Annotated in this window: 13 protein-coding genes; 9 read left to right on the plus strand and 4 right to left on the minus strand. The window is 72.7% G+C overall.

Annotated features, from left to right (window positions below):
- Nucleotides 1-370 precede the first annotated feature (370 nt).
- Together KIK05_RS44410 and KIK05_RS44415 are read right to left on the minus strand one after the other, a co-directional pair.
- Nucleotides 371-1078 carry an ABC transporter ATP-binding protein gene (locus KIK05_RS44410; RefSeq protein ID WP_214416960.1) on the minus strand — a complete coding sequence of 236 codons (708 nt, stop codon included), beginning with the start codon at nucleotides 1076-1078 and terminating at the stop codon, nucleotides 371-373.
- Nucleotides 1075-2175: an ABC transporter permease gene (locus tag KIK05_RS44415; RefSeq protein WP_214416961.1), complete on the minus strand. Its 1101-nt coding sequence runs from the start codon at nucleotides 2173-2175 to the stop codon at nucleotides 1075-1077. The genes KIK05_RS44410 and KIK05_RS44415 overlap by 4 nt, the downstream gene beginning before the upstream one ends.
- A gap of 170 nt (nucleotides 2176-2345) precedes the next feature.
- On the opposite strand from KIK05_RS44415, the gene KIK05_RS44420 reads away from it, so the two are divergent.
- Both KIK05_RS44420 and KIK05_RS44425 read left to right on the plus strand, forming a co-directional pair.
- Nucleotides 2346-3539 carry a sensor histidine kinase gene (locus KIK05_RS44420; RefSeq protein WP_214416962.1) on the plus strand — a complete coding sequence of 398 codons (1194 nt, stop codon included), beginning with the start codon at nucleotides 2346-2348 and terminating at the stop codon, nucleotides 3537-3539.
- Nucleotides 3536-4168, plus strand: coding sequence for a response regulator (locus KIK05_RS44425; protein ID WP_214416963.1), 633 nt, complete (start codon nucleotides 3536-3538; stop codon nucleotides 4166-4168). The genes KIK05_RS44420 and KIK05_RS44425 overlap by 4 nt, the downstream gene beginning before the upstream one ends.
- A gap of 57 nt (nucleotides 4169-4225) precedes the next feature.
- Here the strand turns inward: KIK05_RS44425 and KIK05_RS48610 are convergent, their stop codons facing one another.
- On the minus strand, nucleotides 4226-13903 hold the full coding sequence (locus tag KIK05_RS48610) for a LamG-like jellyroll fold domain-containing protein (protein WP_214416964.1): 9678 nt from the start codon (nucleotides 13901-13903) through the stop codon (nucleotides 4226-4228).
- Nucleotides 13904-14032: 129 nt separating this feature from the next.
- Here KIK05_RS48610 and KIK05_RS48615 point away from each other — a divergent pair, with 129 nt between their 5' ends.
- Nucleotides 14033-15976 (plus strand): ATP-binding protein, encoded by a 1944-nt coding sequence (locus KIK05_RS48615; protein WP_214416965.1) that lies wholly within the window; start codon nucleotides 14033-14035, stop codon nucleotides 15974-15976.
- A 356-nt stretch (nucleotides 15977-16332) separates the two neighbouring features.
- Nucleotides 16333-16995: a helix-turn-helix transcriptional regulator gene (locus tag KIK05_RS48620; RefSeq protein WP_284681627.1), complete on the plus strand. Its 663-nt coding sequence runs from the start codon at nucleotides 16333-16335 to the stop codon at nucleotides 16993-16995.
- Nucleotides 16996-17038: 43 nt separating this feature from the next.
- Here the strand turns inward: KIK05_RS48620 and KIK05_RS44440 are convergent, their stop codons facing one another.
- The gene (locus tag KIK05_RS44440) at nucleotides 17039-18430 is read right to left on the minus strand and encodes a tannase/feruloyl esterase family alpha/beta hydrolase (RefSeq protein ID WP_214416966.1); all 1392 of its coding nucleotides are present in this window, start codon (nucleotides 18428-18430) and stop codon (nucleotides 17039-17041) included.
- Nucleotides 18431-18834: 404 nt separating this feature from the next.
- Between KIK05_RS44440 and KIK05_RS44445 the strand changes: the two genes are divergently transcribed.
- From KIK05_RS44445 to KIK05_RS44465, 5 genes are read left to right on the plus strand one after another with little or no spacing between them, the layout of a single operon-like run.
- Nucleotides 18835-19593, plus strand: coding sequence for an ABC transporter ATP-binding protein (locus KIK05_RS44445; RefSeq protein ID WP_214416982.1), 759 nt, complete (start codon nucleotides 18835-18837; stop codon nucleotides 19591-19593).
- Entirely contained in the window at nucleotides 19580-20308 is a 729-nt protein-coding gene (locus KIK05_RS44450) for an ABC transporter ATP-binding protein (protein ID WP_214416967.1), read from the plus strand. The genes KIK05_RS44445 and KIK05_RS44450 overlap by 14 nt, the downstream gene beginning before the upstream one ends.
- A 23-nt stretch (nucleotides 20309-20331) precedes the next feature.
- The gene (locus KIK05_RS44455; protein ID WP_214416968.1) at nucleotides 20332-21576 is read left to right on the plus strand and encodes an ABC transporter substrate-binding protein; all 1245 of its coding nucleotides are present in this window, start codon (nucleotides 20332-20334) and stop codon (nucleotides 21574-21576) included.
- Nucleotides 21577-21595: 19 nt separating this feature from the next.
- Nucleotides 21596-22459, plus strand: coding sequence for a branched-chain amino acid ABC transporter permease (locus KIK05_RS44460; protein WP_214416969.1), 864 nt, complete (start codon nucleotides 21596-21598; stop codon nucleotides 22457-22459).
- The gene (locus KIK05_RS44465) at nucleotides 22456-23460 is read left to right on the plus strand and encodes a branched-chain amino acid ABC transporter permease (RefSeq protein WP_214416970.1); all 1005 of its coding nucleotides are present in this window, start codon (nucleotides 22456-22458) and stop codon (nucleotides 23458-23460) included. The genes KIK05_RS44460 and KIK05_RS44465 overlap by 4 nt, the downstream gene beginning before the upstream one ends.
- The last annotated feature ends 4 nt before the right edge of the window (nucleotides 23461-23464 follow it).

Genomic DNA, 23464 nt, shown 5'->3' on the forward strand with positions numbered 1-23464 from the left:
TCGTGCGGCGCGCCGGCGGGCCGCGCCGGGGCCGCGGTGGCCGGGACGGCGGGGGCCGCCGCCACGACCGACCCGACGGCGCCGAGCCCGGCCAGCCTGCCGAAGCCCCGCCGATCGATGAGTGTCACGATGTCCTCCTCGAGGTCGAACACGAAGGGTCAGGTAATGACCACGCAAAGTGTCGGCATGGAGGAGGCGTCCGTCATGGCGGCGCGCCATGGGCGGATCAGCTGGCGTCCCAACTGAAGGCGGCGGGCCGGCCTCGATACAGGGTGAAGATCGCGTCCGGCGGGCCGAGCCGGGCGGGACGGCGATGCCGGCCGCCGGCGTGGAGGGCCGCCCCGTCCGCACCGGCCCGGCCCGATGCCCCTCACGGTCGCGTCGCGGCCCGGCCCGCGGGGACGGCGTCCGCCGCGCCGAGCCTGCCGTCGGCCATCGTCAGGACGGTGCCGACCAGGCCGAGGGTGGCGAGGTCGTGGGTGACCATGACGGTGGCCAGCCCGTTGTCCCTGGTCAGGCCGGCCAGCAGCGAGACGATCAGCTCTCCCCGCCGGTGGTCCAGGGCGCTGGTCGGCTCGTCGACGAGCAGCACCCCGGGCCGGTTCATCAGGGCGCGGGCGATGTTGACGCGCTGCCGCTCGCCCCCCGAGAGCTGGTGGGGCCGCTTGTGCTCCTTGCCCGACAGGTCCACGGCCGCCAGCAGCTCGCGGGCCCGCGCGGCGGCCTCGCGCGGGGAGCGTCCCGCCAGATGCGCCATCACCACGAGCTGGTCCAGGGCGGTCAGCGAGGCCGGGAGGCTGGGCTGCTGGAAGACGATGCCGATGTGCTCCCGGCGGACCCGGGTCCGGACGGCGGGGCTCGCGGCGCTCACCTCGTGCCCGGCCACGACGACCCTTCCCGACGCGGGCGTGATCAGGGTGGCGGCGACGGCGAGCAGGCTGGACTTGCCGGACCCCGACGGGCCGACGACGGCGGTGAACTCCCCCGGCGCGACGGTGAGGCCGACGTGGTCGAGGGCGGTCAGCGTGCGCTCGCCGTCGGGATAGGTCAGGACGACGTCGGTGAGTTCGAGGCTCATCGGGAGGCTCCCAGCGCGGTCAGCGGGTCGACGGAGGTGATCTTGCGAATGGCCAGCGCCGCCCCGGCCGTCCCGAGGAGGATCATCACGGCGACGGGGACGAGCGTGGTGGCGGCCGACAGGACGAACGGGACGGCGCCCTCGGCCAGGGCGCCGAGCCCCGCCCCGATGGCGCCGCCCGCGCCGGCCCCGGCGAGCAGCACGATCACGGCCTGGGCGAGCGCGTCGCGCAGCAGGTAGCCGGTGCCGGCGCCCAGCGCCTTGAGCACCGCGACGTCCCCCCGCCGCTGGATCGTCCACACGGCGAAGAACGCGCCGATGACCAGGGCGGAGATGGCGAACAGCAGACCCCGCATGAGCTGCAGGGACCCGTTCTCGGACGAGAAGGAGCCGATGGCGGTCAGTGCGGCGTCGCGGGTCACGGTGGTGGTGCCCAGGCGGGCGTCGGTGGAGGCCAGGCCGGGATCGCCCTCGACGCGCAGGGCGAGGACGGTGGCGGCGACGTCCCCGTCCTGCGGCGCGGCGATCCGCCGCCAGTCGCCGATGGTGATCCAGACGACCGGGGCGTGGCTGTAGGACGCCGCGGTCCCGGCCCCGGCGACGGTGAACTCGCGGCCGAGGAGGTTCACCCGCGCACCGGCGGCCAGCCCGGTCTCCTCGGCCACCGCGGCCGACAGGACCACCTTGCCGTCCTCCACGGCGGCCCCCGCCCCGCGGGCCGACGCGCCGCCGGGTTCGACGCCGAACACGGCCACCGCCGTGCCCCGCTGGTCGCCGGTGCCCAGGGTGAGCCGTCCCATGCCGACGCCGAGCCGTTCGGCGACGACGCCGTCCACTTCCTTCCATGCCTGCCAGGTGTGCTCGGCGATCCGGCTGTCGGAGAAGGACGGCTCGGCGGGCTCGCCGTCCGGCCCCTTCCCCGTGGAGAAGACGACGCGGTCGGCCGACAGGTCGGCGACGGCCGAGACGTTCTCCCGGGCGAGGCCGGCGGTCAACCCCGACAGCATGGTCACCAGCAGGGTGATGAGCAGGACGACGGCGCCCATCAGGGCGAAGCGTCCCTTGGCGAAACGTAGTTCTCTGAGCGCCACGAACACGGCGCGACTCTCCTTGAGGATGGGGTGGTTGCGGACGGACTCAGCCTGGGCCCGCCGGCCCTCGTCGCGCGTCGTCGGCAGGCTCCGTCCCGCACCGCTCCTTCGGTCGGCCCGGAATCAACCTTTTGAAGGATTCCTCGGCGTCGACGGCCGACTACCCTGAGCGAGAAATGCTTGATTTTCCGTTTCCTCCCGCTCTTCGGCTGCTGCGATGGGCGATCCACGGCACCTTCGCCGTCCTGCTCGTCATCGCCGTCGTCCAGGTCGCCTACGAGGACCGCCCGGCGGTCGCCGCGACCGGCGCGCTGCTCGGCCTCGCCTACGCCGTCGGGCTGGGGATCGAACGCCGGATGCCGGACTTCGGCGGGCCCGTCCACCTGGTCCTCGGACGGATCTGGCTGTCGGCGATCACTCTCGGCTGGGTGGCGCTGGCCCTGTTCGCGCAGGAGTTCGTGTGGCTGGCCTTCCCGCTGTTCTTCGCCTACCTGCACCTGCTGCCGCTGCGGGCCGCGCTGCCCGGCCTGGTCGTGCTCACCGCCTTCGCGATCGGCTCGGCCGGCTGGCACACGGGCGGCCTGTCGCCCGCGGTGGTGGTCGGGCCGACGATCGGGGCGATCGTGGCCACCTTGCTGGCCCTGGTGTACAAGACGCTCTACTCGGAGAGCGAGCAGCGCCGCCGCCTCATCGACGACCTGGTCAGCACCCGGGAGAAGCTGGTGCTGGCCGAGCGTGACGCCGCCCGGCTGGCCGAGCGGGAACGGCTCGCCAGGGAGATCCACGACACCCTGGCCCAGGGGATGTCGAGCATCATCCTGCTGCTGCGCGCGGCCGGGCGCGACCTGACCGTCCACCCCGACGCGGCGCGGGCCCACATCCGCGAGGCCGAGCAGGCCGCGCAGGAGAACCTGGAGGAGGCACGCGACTTCGTGCGGGCGCTGGCGCCGCCCGCCCTCCAGCACTCCTCCCTCGTCGCCGCCCTGTCTAGGATCAGCGAGTCCGCGGCGGCGCGCACCCCCACCAAGGTCCGTTTCGAGGTCTCCGGTGACCCGGTGGAGCTGCCGTCCGACTACGACCTCGCGCTCCTGCGCGTCGCCCAGGGGGCCCTGGGCAACGTCGGCAGGCACTCCGGGGCCGCGAACGCCAGGGTGACCCTGAGCTACCTCGGCGACGCGGTGGTGCTGGACGTGGTGGACGACGGCCGCGGCTTCGACCCGGACACCCCGCCGGGGACCGGGTACGGGCTGCGGGCCATGCGGGAGCGGGCGTCGGCCCTCGGCGGCGGCCTCGACGTGGAGTCCGTCCCCGGCGAGGGGACCGCCGTCGCGCTCACCCTGCCCCTGGCGCGGCCGGAGGTGACCCGTTGAGGGCGCCGATCCGGATCCTGCTGGCCGACGACCATCCCGTGGTCCGCTCCGGGCTGCGCGCCATGCTGGCCGGCCAGGACGACCTGGAACTGGTGGGGGAGGCGGCCACCGGCGAGGAGGCCGTCGCCCGGGCCGCCGAGCTGACGCCCGACGTCGTGCTGATGGACCTGCAACTGGGGGCGGGCATCCACGGCAGCGAGGCGACGCGCCGGATCGTCGCCGAGGGCGCCTCGCGGGTCCTGGTGCTGACCACCTTCGACACCGACGCCGACATCCTGACCGCGCTGGAGGCGGGCGCGATCGGCTACCTGCTCAAGGACGCCCCGCCCGCGGACCTGCACGCGGCGATCAGGTCGGCCGCGGTGGGGGAGAGCACCCTCGCGCCCGGCGTGGCCTCCCGCCTGGTCGACCGGGTGCGCGCCCCCGCCACGACGCTCAGCACCCGGGAGCTGCAGGTGCTGCGGTACGTCGCGGACGGGCTGAGCAACCGGCAGATCAGCAGGGCCATGTTCCTGAGCGAGACCACGGTCAAGACCCACCTCGTGCACATCTACGGCAAGCTCGGGGTGGACTCCCGCACCGCCGCCGTCGCCGCGGCCGTCCGCAAGGGCCTGATCCGCTCCCACTGACACACCCCGGACGCGCACGGCCTCCGGCCGGGCGGCCGGAGGCCGTGGCGGCGGCGGTCACCACGGGTCGTCGTAGCTGAAGTCGTCGTCGTCCGGCCGTCCGGGGTAGCCGTGCAGCGGGTTGTCGAACCAGGTGACCAGGTATTTCTCCAGGCCCAGGCCGAAGTAGAGGACTTCGGTCTCCTTGCTGGAAAGCTCGTTGAAGCGGCTGGGGAAGTAGAGCTTGGTGACGGGGACCCTGAACAGGCCCAGGTGCGGGGCATTGCGGACGATGTTCTTCAGGTCCGGGTCCGGCGAGTAGGAGGCCACGGTGAAGCTTTCGGCCAGGGATATGAACGGGGAACGGTCGAGGCCACGTCCGGTCATGTGCTGTTGCCCCCGCCACTCCAGGTAGGCGGTGTCACCGTTCCCCCGGAAGAACCGCAGTTCTTCCTGCAGGACATCGGCCGGCCCCAGCCACAGCTTCGGCACCACGGCCTCGAAGGTGCGCTTGTCGGCGAAGCGCCACAGCGTGACCCATTCGGCGTCCTCCTCGCCCACACGCCACTGGCCGTAGCCGCCGCCGTACCGCGCGGCCTCCGGATCCAGTTCGTCCTCCCCGCAGGAGGCGCCGACACCGGTCACCCCACGGCAGGGGTCCAGCTGCACCTCGGGGTCGGGCGGTACGCCCGGTCCCGGGTCGACGCGGCACTCCTGCATCGCGTCCGCACCGAACACTCCCGAGCATCCGCCGACGACGTGCGGGGCCGGGTCGAGGCCGCCGTTGGGTTGCCCGTCACCCGCTCCGGCCTCGATCGGCGTGAAGGCCACGCCGACCCTGTCCAGGATCTTGCCGATGGCGTTGTCGACGCTGTGGTTGAGCCCCTTGTCGAGCGCGTCGGTCAGCGAGGTGCCCGCCGGGCCGGGCAGCCGGTCGTGGTCGATGGGACCCGGCCTGGTCGCGCGCGTCTTCGCGGCCTTGTCGGCCAGCTGCTGCGGCGTGGGCGGCGGAGGCGGCGGGAGCTTTACCCGCACCGGCTCCTCCGACAGGCTGAACCCGCCCGCGAACCTCGCCTTGCCCGGATTCCTCGGTGAGGAGGTGCCGGTGCCGCAGTCGCACGGTGCGGACCAGGGGCTGGTGTCGAAGTCGTTGCCGATGTCGGTGGAAGTGGCCGGCCGTCCCCCCAGCATCATCAGGAGCGCCCCGGCCACGATGCAGGAGATCATGAAACGGCCGCAGACCCTCATGCTGCGCGCGGCCGCGGCCGCCTCCCCGGCGGACGCTTCGCCGCCGTTCAGGAGCACTTCTCCCAAGAGCCGGATCTCGCACTCGACGTTGCAGTACAAGTGGCCGGTCGGGTCCACGTGGTCGACCGGGTCGCCGCCCGCGTACGCGAAGCGGTTGCCGTTCGCCGACGGCACCGGATTCACCTCGAGGGTGTCCCTGCTGGAGAACGCGCCGGTGCCGGGGTCGTACCAGCGGGCGGCCATGTTGACCTTGCCGGTGCCCGGGTCGGTCCAGCCGCCCTGGTAGCCGATGCCCCGTTTGGTGCCCGAGCTGGCGACGACCTTCCCGTACGGGTCGTAGGCGGCCGAATCGGCCAGCGCGCCGGCGCCGGTGAAGGTGGCGGTGAGGTCGCCGTGCCGGTCGGTGTAGGCGTACAGGCCCGCGACGGAGACGACGCCGCCCGCCGGGTCCCTGCCGTAGGTCTCCGCGCCCGCCGCGGCCGGGGTGTTGCCCAGGCCCGAGTAGCTGAACGCGGTGCCCGCGGCCGAGGCGAGCCTGTCCAGCCCGTCGTAGGCGTAGGTGGCGGCACCATCGGTGATCATCCGGTCGAACGCGTCGTAGCTCGTCGCGCTCGCGCTCCCGCCGGCCGGCGTCCTGGATCTCAGGGTGCCGCGAGCCGAGTAGGCGTAGGAGGCCGACCCGTCGGAGACCAGCTGGTCACGGGCGTCGTAGACGGCGACGGTCGTGCCGGCCTTCGTGCGGTTGCCCGCGTCGTCGTACTCGTAGCCGACCGAGTTCCACGACGTCAGCCTGCCCGCGAGGTCGTAGCCGTAGGTGTTGGCCGCGGCGCCCGCCGTACCGGTCGTGGTCTTGCCGGCGAGCCGGCCGGCGTCGTCGTAGCCGTAGGCGATGGCGGCCGGTACCACGCCCGCGGTGGTCCTCAGCGTGTCGGAGGTCGGCCGGTGCAGCGCGTCGTATTCGAACGAGCGCGTGATGCCGCCGTAGTCCACCGTCTTGAGCTGGTCCATCGTGTCGTAGGAGTAGGTCGCGGTCCCGCCGGTGAGCGGGTCGCGGACCGTGGACAGCCGGCCGCCTCCGTCGTAGCCGTAGGTGGCCGTGCCCGCCCTGTCGGTGCGGGTGCGCATGCGGCCGTCGGCGTCGTAGGTGAAGGACGCCGTGCCGGACGGCCCCGCCGTGCTGACGAGATGGTCGCGGTCGTCATAGCCGAAGGTGTCGTCACCGGCCGAGGTGAGCCGGCCGACGGCGTCGTAGCCGAAGCTGTGGGCGGTCGTGGCGGTCTCGGCGCCCGCGCCGGTCTCCCCGGTGAGCCGGTTCAGCTCGTCGAAGGCGCGGACGACGGTGACCCCGCCGGGCCTGGTGACCTTGACGGGACGGCCGGCCGCGTCGTAGTCGGTGATCGTCCGCCGGTCGGCGACCGAGGTGTACGACGCCGTCGCCGGGACGAGCATCGCCACCTGGAGGTTCCACGGGTTGTAGGCGTAGACGGTCGCCTCGCCGTCGCCGTCGGTGAAGCGGGTGCGGTTGCCGGCGGCGTCGTAGCCGAACGACGTGGTGATCGTGTGCGTCGAGGTGGTCTTCTCGTGCTGGCCGGTCAGCCGGTTCAGCGCGTCGTACTCGTAGGTGGTCACCCCGCCGCCGGGGGTGTCCACGGTGATCGGGTTGCCCCCGGCGTCGTATTCGACCGTCGTCGACCGCAGCCGCCCGCCCGACGCGTCGAGGTCGGCCGCCGCGGTCGCCCGCCCGGCTCCGTCGAACGTGAGCGTGCGGCTGGTGCCGTCCGGGTTGAGGACCTTGGTCACCCGGCCGGCGTGGTCGCGGGTGTACCAGTGGGCGCGGGTCAGCGGGTCCACGTCGGCCACGACCTCGCCCGCCGCGTTGTAGCCGAACTGGGTCCGCGCGCCCGACGGCATGGTGACGTAGGTCAGGTTGCCCGCGTCGTCGTACTCGTAGCCCGTGGTGTACCCGGCGGAGGCCGGTGTGCGGTCGATGACGGTACTGGAGACGCGGCGGCCGAGGTCGTCGTACGTCGCCCCGGTCACCCGGCCCGCCTGGTCCCGGGTCCAGATCCACTCCCCGGCCGCGTCGAAGCCCGACCGCGACCGTCCGCCCGCCGCGTCGGTGGCGGCGACCACGTCGCCCAGCTGGTCGTAGGTGTAGGTCTCGCCGTGGCCGAGCGCGTCCGTGACGCTCGTCACCCGGCCCAGCTCGTCGTACTTCGTGGTGGAGCTCCCGGTGACCGTGGCACCGGCGCCGAGCTGCGTGTACGGCGGCAAGGTGACGACGAGCGGCCGGCTCATGCCGTCGTAGGTGGTCGTGGTCCGGTAACCCTCGGTGTCCTCGCTCGTCACGGCGTCGCCGAAGCTGTTGTAGCCGGTGCGCGTCGTCGGTCTCACGTCGTACGGTGCGCCGCCCAGGTGCTCGACGGACACCGCCGGCGCCTTGGTCGTGGTGAGCCGGCCCGCCTCGTCATAGGTGTAGTCGGTCACCTTGCCGCGGGGATCGGTCATCGTCAGGGGGAGGCCGCGCTGGTCCCTGGTCCACGAGGTGGCGAGCCACCCGTCGCCGTTCAAGACCTTCCGCGAGAGGGGCCGGCCCATCGCGTCGAGACCGAACGTGGTCCACGAGTAGGCGCCGTCCTGCGCCTGGACCAGCGAGATCAGGTGGTCGTCGTCGTCATAGCCGTAGGTGGTCTTGCGCTTGATGCCGGACGGGTCCAGCAGGGCCTCGGTGATCCGGCCGGCGGCGTCGACGGTGTAGGCGGTCGTGCTCTTGCCGTTGCCCGTGACCCGCTGGACGAGGTCGCCCGCGCCGTCGTAGGTGTTCCGCTGGAGCGGGATGTCCCGGGTGGTTCCGTCGGCGTTGTGGAAGCCCTCGGCCCAGGCCGATTCGAGCAGGTCGTCGTCGTAGTAGTGGTACCGGGTGGTGCGCCCCATGGCGTCGGTGACCGTGGCCAGCCGCCCGGCGGGGTCGTAGGCGCGGGATTCGAGGACCAGTTCCTTGGGGGACTCGCCGTCCAGCGGGTCGCCCACCCAGTTGGCCAGGCTGGTGGTCAGCAGCAGTCCGGTCGGCCCGTAGACGCGCCGGTGATCGGCGCCGGTGGCGTCCACGGTTCTGCTGAGGTTGCCGTAGGCGTCGTACCCGTAGACGGTGGTGTTGCCGGCGGCGTCCTTGACGGACGAGACGCGGTCGGCGGAGTCGTAGGTGTAGACCGTGGTGCGGGTGACGTCCTTGCCGGCGGGGTCCGTCCGGTCGACCTGGGTGACGTTGCCGTCGGCGTCGTAGGTGTAGATGACCCACGGCAGGTGCTTGACGCCGCCGATCACGTCCGTGGTGGCGGGGCCGACGGTTGCGGTGAGGTGGTTGAGGGCGTCGTACCCCATGGAGGTGGTGACGCCGTTCGGGAAGGCGTCGGAGACCTGGGTCGAGGAGGTGGGCCGGCCGGCGCCGTCGTAGTCGTACCTGGTGGTGAGCCCGGCCGGGTCCACGACCTGGGCGAGGTCGCCGTTCTGGCGGTACCCGTACCTGGTGGTCCTGCCGCCGGGGGTGGTCACGGAGGCGAGGAGCCCGCCGGGGACGGTGCCGCCGTCGACGGCGGCCTCGGTGCCGTCGGTGTAGGCGTACTTGGTGGTGCGACCGGTGGCGGAGCCGGCGACGGGTGGTGTGGTGACACTGAGCAGGTCGCCCGAGCTGTCGTAGGTGTAACCGGTGCGGTGCGCCGCGTCGTTCCCGGCGGTGGCCCGCGCGTCGAACGCGCCGGTGAGCTTGTCGTTCCGGGCGTCCAGCGGGTCCTTGGAGTTCAGGTAGTAGGTGAAGTAGGAGGTCTGGCAGGAGCGCGGTCCCCGGCAGGTCACCTTCATGACCGGGTTGCCCCGGTCGTCGTTGAACAGCTGGGTGGTGTGCCCGTCCGGGTCGGTCACCGAGGCCAGGTTGCCGTTGAGGTCGTAGCCGTAGCGCGTGGTGCCGCCCGAGGCGTCGTACAGCGAGGTCGGACGGCCGCCGTGCAGGGGGTCGAAGGTGTAGACGATGGGTTTGGTGCCGGGGTCGGTCGCGAGCACGGTGGTGGCGGGGATGCCGAACGTCGCGACGTCGTGGTAGTGCGCCTCGATCGCGTCCGTGTTCAGGCCGCTCCAGTAGATCGCCACCTCGTCGAGGGTGCCGTTGAAGTGGCCCAGGATGTCCGAGGGCTTGGCGGGCCAGGCGCCCGCGATGAAGCCGGCGCCGGCGTAGACGTGGGTCTGCGCGATCGTGGACACCGGCCCCTTGGACCTGACCCCGACCTGGGAGCCGTCCAGCCAGAGCCACTGGGTGTCGCCGGAGGCCGTCAGGACGACGTGGTGCCAGCTCGCGTCGGTCACGGCCGAGCTCGTGGTGATCGGCGCGATCGCGGCGCCGTCCCAGAACTGGCCGCGCAGCCGGCCGTCCGTCCCGATGTACAGCGCGGGGGTGTAGTTCGCCTGCGGCCCGGCCGGGTCGGTGATGGCCTGGGCCTGGTAGGCGAGCAGGACGCCGGGCTTGGCGGTCTTGAACCACAGTTCCGCCGACAGGTCGCCGCCCCCCTTGATCTCGCCGTCGGGGAGTTCCAGGTAGGAGGTGGAGCCGTTGAACCCGGCCGCGGTGTCGCCGGTGGCCAGGAACATGGGCGCGGTCTGGTTCAGGGTGACGTTGTGGTAGGTCGCGTCGGTGTCGCGCCCGTCGCCGTACGCCGCGCTGGCCGCCCGGGTGCCGGAGTACTCGGCCAGGCGGTAGTACTCGCGCGGCCGGGCGCCCAGGACCGCGTTCGGGTAGTACGCGGCGTCGGCCTGCGTCTGGGCGAGGTGGACCCGCCACTGGCCGCCGCCCGCGTCGGTCACCGAGGCGACGCGGTCGTTCTGGGTGTCGTAGGCGAGTGTGGTCTGCAGCTTGCCCGAGGGCAGGTTGACCGTCTCGAGGCCGGCCGTGGGCTGCCCGGCGGCGTACTGGGCGGCGACGGCCGTGGGACCGAGCGGGTGGGTGTAGAAGGCGGGGTCGTCGATCTGGCCGGTGAAGTGGCCGCGCGCGTCGGCGGGCGCGGCGGGGCACCAGCCCGAGGTGGTCACGTAGCCCGCCCCGACGCTGGCGTACGGCAGGCGCGTCGCCATGATCTGCTTGGAGCGACTGGCCACGGGTGACCCGTCCACGTACAGGACCTGCCAGGTTCCGCTCGAGGTCAGCACCACGTGGTGCCAGGTCCCGTCGTTCACCGCCGCGGTCGACTTCATGGATCCGCAGCTGCCGTCGTCGGCCATCTGGCCGTACAGCCGCCCGTCGGTCCCGACGTAGAGCATCGGCAGGAAGCCCCAGGGGAGCGGGCCCCGGGAGTCCTCGAGCGTGTCCGACTGCGCGCCGTACAGCACGCCGGCCTTGGTGGTCTTGAACCACATCCCGACGGCCGCGTAGGTGGTGTCGTCGGTGATGCTGTACGGCATGCGGAGGTAGGAGCTCGTGCCGTTGAACGTCGCCGAGCCGTCGGTGGTCCCGGCCGGGGCGCCCGCCGCGCCGTAGGCCAGGTTGACCGCCACGCCGTCGTCCTGGCCGGTGAACAGCCGCACCTCGTTGGCCGCGTCCTGGTGGAGCCGGTAGTACATCGCGGGGGCGGCGTCCACGACGGCCGTCCGGTAGTGCGACACCGATTTGTAGGTGTACTTCGTGCAGGACGTCGTCGTGCCCGGGGGACAGACACGGGCGAGCAGGCCGTAGAGGTAGGTGTAGGTCCAGGCGGGCGCTCCCTGCGCCGGGTCGGTGGCGACCGAGGTCACCAGCCCGCCGCTCCAGGTGAAGTAGAGGCCGCGGCCGCTGACCTTGTTCACGACCTTGGCGAGGGTGCCGTCGCCGTTGTAGGTGAGGTACTCGCCGTGCTGGTCGTCGTCGTAGATCGCGGTCAACCGGCCGTTCGGGTCGAACACGTACGCGCCGCCGGACCTGTCGCGGAGGAACCAGGCCAGGTCGGTCTTCACCAGACTGACCGACCGGCCCTCGGGCGGCGCGTACGTGCCGTCGGGGTTGCGGCCGAAGCGCGCCTGCCGCCCGTCGGGGTAGGTGACCACGACGCTGCCCGTGAGGTCCTGGTCGGTGACGACCTTCATGTCGTAGGCGGTGGTCCAGCCCACGCCGAACATCCCCGGGCGGGAGTTCAGGCTGCTGTACGAGCGGGTGACCGCCAGCGCGGGACCGGCGGTGGTGAGGCTCGCGTCGGTGGTGGTGGCCGAGTACTGGCCGGTCAGCGGGTCGATGCCCTTGACGGCGGACGTGCCCGCGCCGTCGGAGACGTGCGAGGAGACCAGGGGCTGCGGCACGACGGTGCGGAACGTGCTCCAGGCGGTCGCCGGGCTGGAGCTCTTGCCGTCGGTGACCAGGGCGTCCCACATGTACTGCTCGCCCCACTTGAGCTTGCCCTGCGGCACCGTCCAGCTCGCGGTCTGCTCACCGGTGTTGGAATCGCCCTTCACCAGGCCGGTCGCAGGGCAGGTCCCGGGGGCGGACACCAGGCAGACGTTGAAGATGAAGTTCAGCGAACCGCCGGGCCACTCGTCCTGGTCATGGCCGGTGACCGTGAACTCCGGCGTCAGTGTGGACTCCACGTACCCGCTGCCCGGCCACATCGAGTCGATCTGGGGCGGCACGTCGGCCACGGTCAGGCTCACGCACCAGACGGGCACCCCCCAGTCGGAGAAGTATTGCCCGTTCGTCACCATGTCCCAGCAGATCTCGTACGAGCCTGGGTTCAGCGGGTCGATCGTGGCGCTCAGCTTCGCCGAGCCGTTGTTGCCGATCGTGCCGGGCAGGCCGGCGGCCGCGGTGGAGCCGCCCACGAAGGCGCCGCCGGTCGTGTACACCTTGTAGCCCAGCTTCACCGTGCCGGCGGGCCAGGAGTTCATCCCGTTGTTGATCACCGTGACGGGGAGCCTGCCGAAGCCGTTGGCCGTCACAGGCGGGTCGATCGCGGCGCCGGAGTCGATCACGTAGAGCGCCCGCCAGGGGGTGTAGTCCACCTGGAGGTACGGCGGATTGGCCGAGTCGGCGCTGGCGAACTCCTTGAAGCCGTCGGCGGTCAGCGCCAGGCCGAAATTGCCCGCGCCGTTTGCCCAGTCCGACAGGGTGGACAGGCCCGTGCTGTTGATCCCGATCCACGCCCAGGCGGCGCCGCCGCAGGTGACGCCGCCGGTGAAGGCGGCCGAACCCCAGGTGTCGCCGAGCGTCACGCCGGGATAGGAGGCGATCGTGCCGACGTTCCAGCTGCTGGTGATGGCCTTCACCGTGACGGGGTTGGCCGAGCAGGAGTTCGACAGGGTGTTGTAGAGGAAGAGCGCCGCGCCCGTCACGTAGGCATGGGGGATCTGGGAGGCGAGGTTGAAGTTGATGTAGGCGTTGTTGCGCTTGGTGCCGTCCTGGGAGCCGACCAGGAGCTGGTCGCTGCCGGAATGGTTGGCGCCGGAGTGATTGTCGACGTAGGTGTCGGAGGCGGCGTTGCTGGTGGTGCGCACGTAGGAGGACGGGTCGACGACGACCGGGAACGCGCGGTCCTTCGCGTGGAGCCACTTCTGGTCGGCGCTGACGCGCAGGACGCCGCCGGCGAGGGTGTAGCGGACCGCGTCGGAGCGGGCGCCCTTGGCGTCGCGCATGAATCCGGGGGGGACGGTGATCCGGGCGGCGCCGTGCTCGTCGGCGAACTCCACCCCCTGGGCCGAGCTCCGCGGGGTCAGGCCCTCGGCCTGGAAGGAGAAGTCCCAGGGGCCGGTCGCGGCCTGGCGCGAGGTCAGGACGAGCGACTCCTTGAAGCCGTTCCAGGTGGTCTCGACCTCGACATCCGTCCCGGGCAGCGCTCCGCTGTATTTAGCGATATTTCCGGAGATATTGGCTTTGGCGCTTTTTGTCGCCGGGAGGGCGAAGGACAGGCTGTGTTCCCCGTCCAGGGTGAGCGATTCGAACCTGGGGTCGGCGGCGTCGTCGGCCACCTCGATCCCCACGTCGTTGGCCGCCTGGCGCCAGCGCCCGCCCGCGCTGGTCAGGTTCAGGTCGATGTCCGCCCACTCCCCGGCGGCCGTCCGGTAGCGCACCGGCCTGGAGTACGTGCGCACCGTGTAGGTGTGGTCGGCATTCTGGAAGACCCTGGACGTCGCGTCACCCAGCTTGGGCGCCACCCGGCTCTGCCCGGCGTCGAACCCCCGCACCTCCCCGTTGCCGGGTCTGCCGCTCGCCGCGCCCACCTTCTGCGGTGGGTTCGACAGACGGGAGACGGGCCTGGGCGGCTTCGGCTCCTCCCGGGGCGCGGTCCCCTTGGGCGGCTTGGCGGCGGCCCGTTCCGGCGTCTCGGCCCGCGCCCGGGTCGCGTCCGCCGTCACCTGGTGGGCGCGGCCGGCCGCCGAGCCCAGCCGTTGCCCGGGGAGCGTGGCCTCCTTGGGGGCCGCGTAGGCTCCCTGGCCCGCGACGTTGATGACAAGGGTGACCACCGTCAGTGCCGCGCACAGACGGGTGCCCCAGCGATTCCTCATGCCGACCTCCGGCGGCGACCGTAACCGCGGCCCCGTCCGTCCCACATCCGTACGGATGACGTGGATCATGGGCGTCCGGCGGCTCCCGGATAGGTATGAGATCCACTACGAGTCAGGTACTGTCGCCTCGTGCTGCACGGACGCATCGCGGAGCAGGCAAGGATCACACGACTTCTCGCTGGTGAGAGCGGCGCCCTGGTGGTACGCGGGGAAGCCGGGGCGGGCAAGAGCGCGTTGCTCGACTTCGCGGCCGAGATCGCGGGTGATCGAATCGTGCTCCGCGCCTGCGGCGTCCCGGACGAGACCCACCTCCCGTACAGCGGCCTGCACATGCTGCTGGCCACCACCCGCCCGCACTGGAGGCACCTGCCCGCCCCGCAGCGCGACGTCCTCGGCCACCTGGGCGAGCAGCCGGACGGCCCACCGGCCCCGGTGCCCGGCGACCGCGCGTCCGGCGAACCCGCCCGGCCGCCCTCGCCGCACCTGCCCGTCTGGGACCTCCTGCGCCACCTGGCAGGGAGGCGGCCCGTGCTCTGCCTGATCGACGACGCGCACTGGCTGGACCGGGAGAGCTCGGCCGTCCTGTCCTTCTGCGTCCGCCGCCTCGCCGCCGCCCGCGTGGTGATCCTCTCGGCCGCCGAGGGCGAACTTCCCGCCCTGCAGGGGGGCGACGAGATGGATCTGCCGGGTGTCGACAGGCAGGCGGCGCTGGACATCGTCGCCGAGTGCGGGCCGGGGATCGTCCCGCAGGTGCGTGAGCGGATCGTCGGCGACGCCTGCGGCAATCCGCTGGCGCTGCGCGAGCTGGCCGCGGGGGCCGGCCCCGCGCAGGCCGAGGGCAGGCTGTCGCCTCTGGGCCTCTACACCGGCTGGCGCGCACGGTCGCGGCGGGCCGACCAGCTGTACGGCGAGCGCTTACGCTCGCTGCCCGAGCGGACCCGCGTCCTCCTCCTGCTGGCCGCCGCCGACCCGGCGGCCTCCCTGCCCGAACTTCTCACCGCCGCCGGGTCGATCCCGGCCTCTCGCCCGGCGCTTCCCGCCGCCGGGTCGGTCCCGGTCTGTTGGCCGGAGCTTCCCGTCGCCGGGTCGGTCCCGGCCTCCCGGCCTCTCGCCGCCGGCGGGGCGACGCTGGCCGATCTGGAGCCCGCCGAGACCGCACAGCTGGTCGAGGTGCGGCCCGCCGGGCTCATCCCCCGGCACTTGCTGGTCCTCGTCGCCGCCTACCAGTCCGCGCCGGTCTTCGCCCGTGCCGCCGCGCACCGGGCCCTGGCCGAGGCGTCGCCCGAGCGGCGGGCCTGGCATCTCGCCGCCGCCGCACTGGCGCCGGACGAGGAGATCGCGCGCGAGCTGGAGGCCATCGCGACGGCGTCGGCGCTGGAACGCGCTGCCGAGCTGACCGCCGCCCCCGAACCCCGGGCCCGGCGCTACGCCGCCGCCGCGCTCGCCGCATCCGACGCCGGCCAGCTGCGCCGGGCGGCGGACCTGGCGGTCCGCGCCACGGAGCTGAGCGCGGAACCCGCGACCCTGGCCTCGGCCGCCCGCGTGCTGGCCACCGTGGAGTCCGAGGTCGGCTCGCCGGCCAGGGCCGCGCGGATGCTGCTGGACTCGGCGGCCGGGATAGGGGAGGACGACCCCGCCACCGCCATCGCGATGATCGCCGACGCGGTCCGCCTGTCCGGCTACAGCGGCGACAAGGGGCTCGCCGCTCAGATCGCCGCCGCCGTCCGGCCGGCGCCGGAGGGTTCACCGGTACTTTCGCAGCCGGCGCCGGAGGCTTCGCGCGTTCTCTCGCCCCAGGTGGAGCCGGGGGGTCCGCCGGACCCTCGGCAGGCGGCGCCGGAGGGTGCGCCGTTCCCTCGCGGGGGGCGGGGCCAGGGGGCCAGGTCACGTGGCCGGCTCCGCTGGCCCGGTCGCTGCCCACGCTGGCGAAGATCATGGCCGGTGGCCCGTTCAGCGGCTTCGCCGCCATCGGCGAGCTGGTCGAGCACACACCGTCCCTGGCCACCCGGCAAGCCATCACCGCCATCTCGCTGGGCCTGGTGGCCGCCGACGCCGACGCGGCGCTGCGCCTGACCTCCTCCTTGGTGGCCGGCTGCCGCCACCGGGACCTGATGGGACTCCTGCCGTACGCCCTGCAGCTCCGGGCCCAGGCCCTCCTGCTGGGCGGCCGCAGCGCGGAAGCGCTCAGGCGGGCCACCGAAGGGCTGAAGCTCGCGGGTGACCTTGGCCAGGCCCACCGCGTCGGGCACCTGAGCGGCCTTGTCGCGCTGATCGCGGCGATGAGCGGCGACGAGGAGCGCTGCCGGGCCCACGCGCAGTCGAGCCTGGCCGGATGCGCCGGCCAGGACGCGGCGGCCAGCGCGGCGCTGGCCACCTGGGCGCTCGGCCTGCTGGAGCTGGAGCGGGGGCGGGGCCGGGCGGCCGCCGCCATGGACCACCTCGAGCGCGTCGTCGCCGGCCCCGCGCACCACCCGGTGATCGCGGTCTACTGCGCGGCCGACCTGGTCGACGCGGCCGTCCAGGCGGACCTGCCCGGCGCCGCCGTCGAGCCGCTCGCCCTGCTGGAGCGGTGGGCGGAGGACACGCGCCGGCCCTGGGTGCGCGCGGTGACGCTGCGGTGCCGGGCGCTGGTCGCGGCGAACGGCGAGGCGGAGGCGCTGTTCACCGGCGCGCTCGACCTGCACGGCCCCTCCCCGGCGACCTTCCAGCGGGCCAGGACCGAGCTCGCCTACGGGCAGTGGCTCCGCCGTACCAGGCGCAGGTCCGATGCCCGCGCCCACCTGCGGGCCGCGCGTGCCGCGTTCGAGCAACTGGGCGCGACCCCCTGGGCGGAGCGCGCCGCGACCGAACTGAGCGCGGCAGGGGAGGCGAGCCCGGGTGAGCCGCTGCCGGAAGCGCTGCGCGGGCTGACGCCGCAGGAGCGGCACGTGGTGTTCCTCGCCGCGCGGGGATCGTCCAACCGGGAGATCGCCGCCCAGCTCTTCCTCAGCCCGCGCACCGTCGGCTACCACCTCTACCGCGCCTTCCCCAAACTGGGTATCGCCTCCCGTACCGAGCTGGCGGATCTGCTGCGGCAGGGCGAACCGATCTGACCGCACCCCGCTCGCAGGCCCGGCCGCCTCGCCCGTGGCCGGCTCAGCCGGTGGGCAGGGAGCAGGTGTTGGCGAGGTCGCCGGTGGCGGGACGGGGGAGGGTGGCGTCGGCGGGCGGGGCCTCACCCCGGGTGGTCCAGGACTCCAGGGCGGTGAAGGCGCTGCGGAAGCAGGGAAGGATCGGGCGCAGCAGGTCCGGGTGGGCGTCGTAGAGGCCGTCGACGTGGTTGCCGCCCTCGACGCGGTAGTACCGGTGCAGCCGGTCGCGCCCCCGTGAGCGGATCAGCTTGTCGTACACGTCGGAGTCCTCGCCGATGGGCAGCAGCGTGTCCAGCGTGCCGTGCAGGGTGATCAGCGGCCGGCCGATGCGCCCGGTGAGGGCGATCCGGCCGACGGCGTCGTGCACCGCCTTCGGGCGGGCGGCGTAGTCGTAGTCGGCGTCGCAGGCCGGGGTCCCCGGCGCGCAGAACGGTGTGCCGGCCTCGGCCGCCCCGTCGTAGGACGGGTCGAGCTCCTCGCGGTAGATCCGCTGGGTGAGGTCCCAGTACACCTTGTAGTGGTAGTCCCACAGCGGTTCGGAGCCGGGGGCGAAGCCCGCCGCGATGATCGCGTCGTGCGCGGCGGCGTCGCCGGTGGCGGCGTACTTCGGGTACTCCCGCAGCGTCGCCGGCAGTGACGTCAGCAGGTTCGGGCCGTCCTCGCGCCACAGGGTGCCCTCCCAGTCGACGCCGCCGCTGTACAGCTCGGGGTGGTTCTCCAGCTGCCAGCGCACCAGGTAGCCGCCGTTGGAGATGCCCGCGGCGTAGGTCCGGCGGGGCGGGCGGCCGTAGCGCTGGGCGACCACGGCCTTGGCGGCGCGGGTGAGCTGGGTGACGCGCTCGTTCCACTCCACCAGCGCGTCCCCCGGCCTGACGCCGTCCTTGTAGAACTGCGCGCCGCTGTTGCCCTTGTCGGTCGCCGCGTACGCGTAGCCGCGCGCCAGGACCCAGTCGGAGATCGCGTAGTCGTTGGCGTACTGCCGCCTGACCCCCGGCGTCCCCGCGACCACCAGGCCGCCGTTCCAGTGCTCGGGAAGCCGGATCACGAACTGGCTGTCGTGGTTCCAGCCATGGGCGGTGTTGAACGTCGAGGTGTCGGGGAAGTAGCCGTCGAGCTGCGCGCCCGGTACGCCGGTGGGGTTCTTCGCGCCGGCGGAGGTGAGCCCGGCGAAGTCGGCGGCCACCGAGTGCCCGGAGGCGACGGTCCCGGCCGTGGTGAGGTCGTCCAGGCACGCGGCGATCTGCTTCTCCGCCCCGGGCACCCTGATCCGATCGAGACCGGGGCAGGGGGCGGGGGCCGCCTGCGCGGCGGGCACGGGCCCGAGCAGTGACGTGCCGGCCAGGACGGCCGCGGCCAGGCCCGGCAGCCGGCCCGGGCGTCGTCGGATGGATCGCATGGGGACTCCTCAGGGATGACGGGCGACGCGGTGAATGCCGCAATGGTGCTCACCGGCTGTGAGCTGGGCCACGTTCCCGGCGCCCACAATTCGTCCCGCCGATATGTCCTCCCCGGACACCATGGCGGGCGCGCCGTGCCCGCGGGGACGTCCGGGGCGCTCCGCCGAAGCCCGCCCCGGCGCGTCCGGTCGTACGTGGCCGGGCCACACAACCGGCGGCCCGCGGGCGTGGACCCCGCTCCGACCTGCGGAAGATGTGGAGACCCTCCGCCCGTGCCCCGGCGAATGTGTGTCAGGGCCACATGGAACGGCCCTGACGGCTCGCCTAGTGTTCCGCGTCACAGCGACTTCGCCCGGCGACGCGGCGGAGACCTGAAGGAAACCTTCGCGGGAGAGGAGGCGGGATGGACGGTCCGGTGCTGCGCGCCCGGGGACTGGCCAAGGAGTTCCGGGGGTTCCGCGCCGTCGACGGCGTCGACCTCGACGTGGCCGAAGGCAGCGTCCACGCCCTGGTCGGCCCTAACGGCGCGGGCAAGACGACGCTGTTCAACCTGCTGACCGGCTTCCTCGCGCCGAGCGCGGGCAGCATCATGTTCGGCTCCCGCGACCTGGCCGGCCTGAGCCCCGAGCGGGTCGCCCGCCTGGGGGTGGCCCGGTCGTTCCAGATCACCAGCCTGTTCCCGCAGATGTCCCCGCGCGAGCACCTCGAGCTGGCCCTCGCCGGCGCCACCCGGCTGACCTGGCGGTTCTGGCGCTCGGAGCGGCTGCTCGACCGGTTCCGCGACCGGGCGCTGGAGCTGCTGGAGCACGTCGGCCTCGGCGCGCACGCGGGCACTCCGGCGGGCGTCCTCGCCTACGGCCACAAGCGCGCCCTGGAACTCGCCCTCGCCCTCGCGCTGGACCCCAAGGTGCTGCTGCTCGACGAGCCGACGGCCGGCATGGGCGTGGAGGACGTCGACCGGACCGTCGAGCTGGTCAAGAAGATCCGCGCCGGCCGCACCGTCGTGATGGTCGAGCACAACATGAACGTCGTGTCCACCCTGGCGGACCGGGTGACGGTCCTGCAGAGCGGCCGCGTGCTCGCCGAGGGCCCGTACGCCGAGATCCGCCACGACCCCCGCGTCGTCAGCGCCTACCTCGGAGACGCCCATGCCGGCCACTGACCCCCTGATCGACACGGCTCCGGTCCTCGGCGTGCGCGGCCTGTCCGCCTGGTACGGCGAGGCGCAGGTCCTGCGGGAGGTGTCCCTCGACGTCGGCCAGGGAGAGATCGTCACGCTCGTCGGACGCAACGGCGCCGGGAAGACGACCCTGCTGCGCTGCCTGATGGGACTCCAGGGCCGCTACAGGGGCGAGATCTCGCTGCTCGGCGCCGACATCACCAAGCTGCCCGCCCACCGGAGGGTGCGGCGGGGCCTCGGCTACGTCCCCGACGACCGCGGCATCTACTCCACGCTCACCGTGGAGGAGAACCTGACGCTGCCGCCCGTCGCGGGCCCGGACCCCTGGCCGCTGTCGCGGGTGTACGAGACCTTCCCGCGGCTGCGGGAGCGGCGCTCGTTCCCCGGCACGAAGCTGTCGGGCGGCGAGCAGCAGATGCTGGCCCTGGCCCGCGTGCTGCGGATGGGCGCCCGGCTGCTGCTGTGCGACGAGCCGACCGAGGGCCTGTCCCCGCTGATCGTCCAGCAGATCGGCGAGATCCTCCGCGAGGTGAAGCGCCAGGGGACGACGGTGCTGCTGATCGAGCAGAACGTCCACTTCGCCGCGACCGTCGCCGACCGCCACTACCTGCTCGCCGAGGGCCGGATCGTCGAGTCCCTGGACAACGACGAGATGCGCGGCCGCGAACACGAACTCCTCGAGTACCTCGGTATCTGAGACCCCCCAGCAAGGAGCGTTGGATGAAGGCTTTTGGGCGAGCGGCCGCTCTGGTGGCCGCGGGAGCGACGGTGGCCGGATGCGCCGGTGGGCCCGGCGGCGGGGGGAGCGGGCAGAAGATCAGTGATGGCAAGGTCGTGCTCGCCGTCCTGAACGACCAGTCGGCGATCTACGCCGACCTGTCCGGCAAGAACAGCGTCGAGGCCGTGAGGATGGCCGTCGACGACTACAAGGCGAAGTACGGCGACAAGGCGGTCGTCAAGGACATCGAGGTGGTGTCCGCCGACCACCAGAACAAGCCGGAGGTCGCCAACTCCAAGGCTCAGGAACTGTACGACCGGCAGCACGCCGACATCGTCCTCGACGTGCCCTCCTCGGCGGCGGCGCTCGCCGTCGCGGGCGTCGCCAAGGCCAAGAAGAGGCTCTTCATGGACATCGGCGCCGCCACCACCGCGCTCGACGGCGCGCAGTGCAACAAGTACACCTTCCACTACGGCTACAACACCTACATGCTCGCCCACGGCACCGGCGACACGGTGACCAAGGACGGCGCGAAGAACTGGTACATCGTCTACCCCGACTACGCCTTCGGGCAGGACATGCAGAAGAGCTTCACCACGGCGGTGACCGGCGCGGGCGGCAAGGTGATCCAGAGCGACCCGGCGCCGTTCCCCAACGACAACTTCTCGACGTTCCTGCTCAAGGCCCCCGGCCTCAGCCCCAAGCCCGAGGTGCTCGGCACCATGCAGGCGGGCGGCGACCTGGTGAACCTCGTGAAGCAGTACAACGAGTACAAGCTTCGCGACAAGGGCATCGGCCTGGCGGTCGGGCTCATGTTCATCACCGACATCCACTCGCTCGGCTCCGACGCCCTCGCCGGCACCAAGTTCACCGACGCCTGGTACTGGAACGCCACGCCCGAGAACCGCGCCTGGGCCGACAAGTTCCAGGCCAAGACCGGCAAGCGGCCGACCTTCCCGCACGCCGCCAACTACTCGGCCGCCGCGCAGTACCTGGAGGCCGTGCAGCGCGCGGGCACCGACGACGCCGACGCCGTGGTCAAGCAGCTCGAGGGCTACAAGTTCCAGGACGCCTTCGCGCACAACGCCACCATCCGGGCGCAGGACCACCTGCTGCTCCACGACGTCTGGCTCGCCCAGGTCAAGCCGTCGAGCGAGGTGAAGGAGCCCTGGGACTACGAGAAGGTGCTGAAGACGATCCCGGCCGACCAGGCCTTCCAGCCCGCCGATCCCGCCTGCAAGCTCTGATCCCCCTCCGGAGACCCCCGTGCTGCAACAGGCGTTCAACGGCCTGGTGGGCGGCGCCTTCTACGCCCTGCTCGCCCTCGGGCTCGCCGTCATCTTCGGCATGCTGGGCGTGGTCAACTTCGCCCACGGCGCGTTCTACATGCTCGGCGCGTTCGGCTCCTATGTGCTGCTGGACTCGTTCGGCGTGAACTTCTGGGTCGCGCTGGTCGCGGTGCCCGTCGTGCTCGGCCTGGTGGGCGCCCTGCTGGAGCGGCTGTTCGTCCGCAGGCTCGCCCCGCTGGACCCGCTGTACAACTTCCTGTTCACCTTCGGGCTCGCGCTGGTCCTGCAGGACCTCGTCAAGCGGGAGTACGGCGTGCAGTCCCAGCCCTACCCCCGCCCGGCCCTGCTGTCCGGCACGGTCGACCTCGGCCTGTTCGGCTACCCGGCCTACCAGGTGTTCGTGCTGGTGTTCTCGCTGGTCGTCTGCGCGGTGGTGTGGCTGGTGCTGACCCGCACCCGCGTCGGGGTGATCGTCCGGGCCGCGACCGAGCGGCCCGAGCTGACCCGCGCGCTCGGCATCGACGTCGGCCGCTGGGTGACCCCGGTGTTCGGCTTCGGCATCGCGCTCGCCGGGCTCGCCGGAGTGCTGGCGGCCCCGATGCGCGCGGTGAACCCGCTGATGGGCGCCGACCTGATCATCACGGTGTTCGCCGTCGTGGTCATCGGCGGGCTGGGGTCGATCTTCGGCTCGGTGGCGGCGGGGTTCGGCATCGGGATCGTGTCGGCCCTCGGCAACCTGTACGTGCCCGCCCTGTCGCAGACGCTGGTGTTCATCCTGATGGCCGCCGTGCTGCTGTGGCGGCCGGCGGGGCTGTTCGGACGCGAGGAGTCGCTGTCGTGATCCTTTCCCGGCTGGCCGCGCGCCCGGTCCTGCTCGTCGCCGGGCTGTTCGCCGCCCTGGCGCTGCCCTGGATGATCTACCCGCCGGTCGCGCTCGACATCGCCTGCTGGGCGTTGTTCGCCGCCGCGCTCGACCTGCTGCTCGGCTTCACGGGGCTGCTGTCGTTCGGGCACGCGGCCTTCTGGGGCGGCGCCTCGTACGTCGCGGGGCTGCTCGCGATGAGGGCGGGCCTGCCGTTCCCGGTCGCGGTGCTCGGTGGCGCGCTCTTCGCCGCGGTGCTCGCGCTGCCCATCGGCTACCTGTCGGTGCGGCTGCGCGGCATCTACTTCGCGATGGTCACCCTGGCCTTCGCCCAGATGGTCTACTTCGTGGTCAACCAGTGGCGCGACCTGACCGGAGGCGAGAACGGCCTGCAGGGCGTGCCCCGGGAGCTGTTCGGGCTCGACCTGTCGGACGCGTTCTTCTTCTACTACGCCGGGCTGCCCCTGGTGCTGGCCGGGTTCGCGGTGGTGTGGCGGATCGTCCGCTCGCCGTTCGGGCGGGTCCTGGTCGCCATCAGGGACAACCCGGCGCGGGCGCGGGCGCTCGGGTACCCGGTCGAGCGCTACAAGCTGGCCGCGTTCGTCCTGTCGGCCGCGCTGTCCGGGCTGGCCGGCGGGCTGTTCGCGATCGGCCACGGGTTCGCCTCGCTGGAGAACGTCTACTGGACCACCTCCGGGCAGGTCGTGATGATGGTCGTCCTCGGCGGCATCGGCACCCTGTGGGGCGGCGCCGTCGGCGCGGCCCTGGTCGTCGAGCTCAACGATTACCTCGTCACCACCGGTTTCGAGGGCATCGGCATCGTCACGGGCGCGATCTTCGTGGTCATCGTGCTCGTGTTCCGGAGGGGAGTCTGGGGCACCGCCCGCGACCTGCTGCGGGTGCGCCCCGGTGGCCGGGGGGCGGCCCCGGCGGAGGACGGCGCGCCGGCCCCGTCCTCCGGTGTCGGCTCGCCGGTATAGCGGG

This window comes from Sphaerisporangium fuscum, from assembly GCF_018531465.1.
Classification (GTDB): domain Bacteria; phylum Actinomycetota; class Actinomycetes; order Streptosporangiales; family Streptosporangiaceae; genus Sphaerisporangium; species Sphaerisporangium fuscum.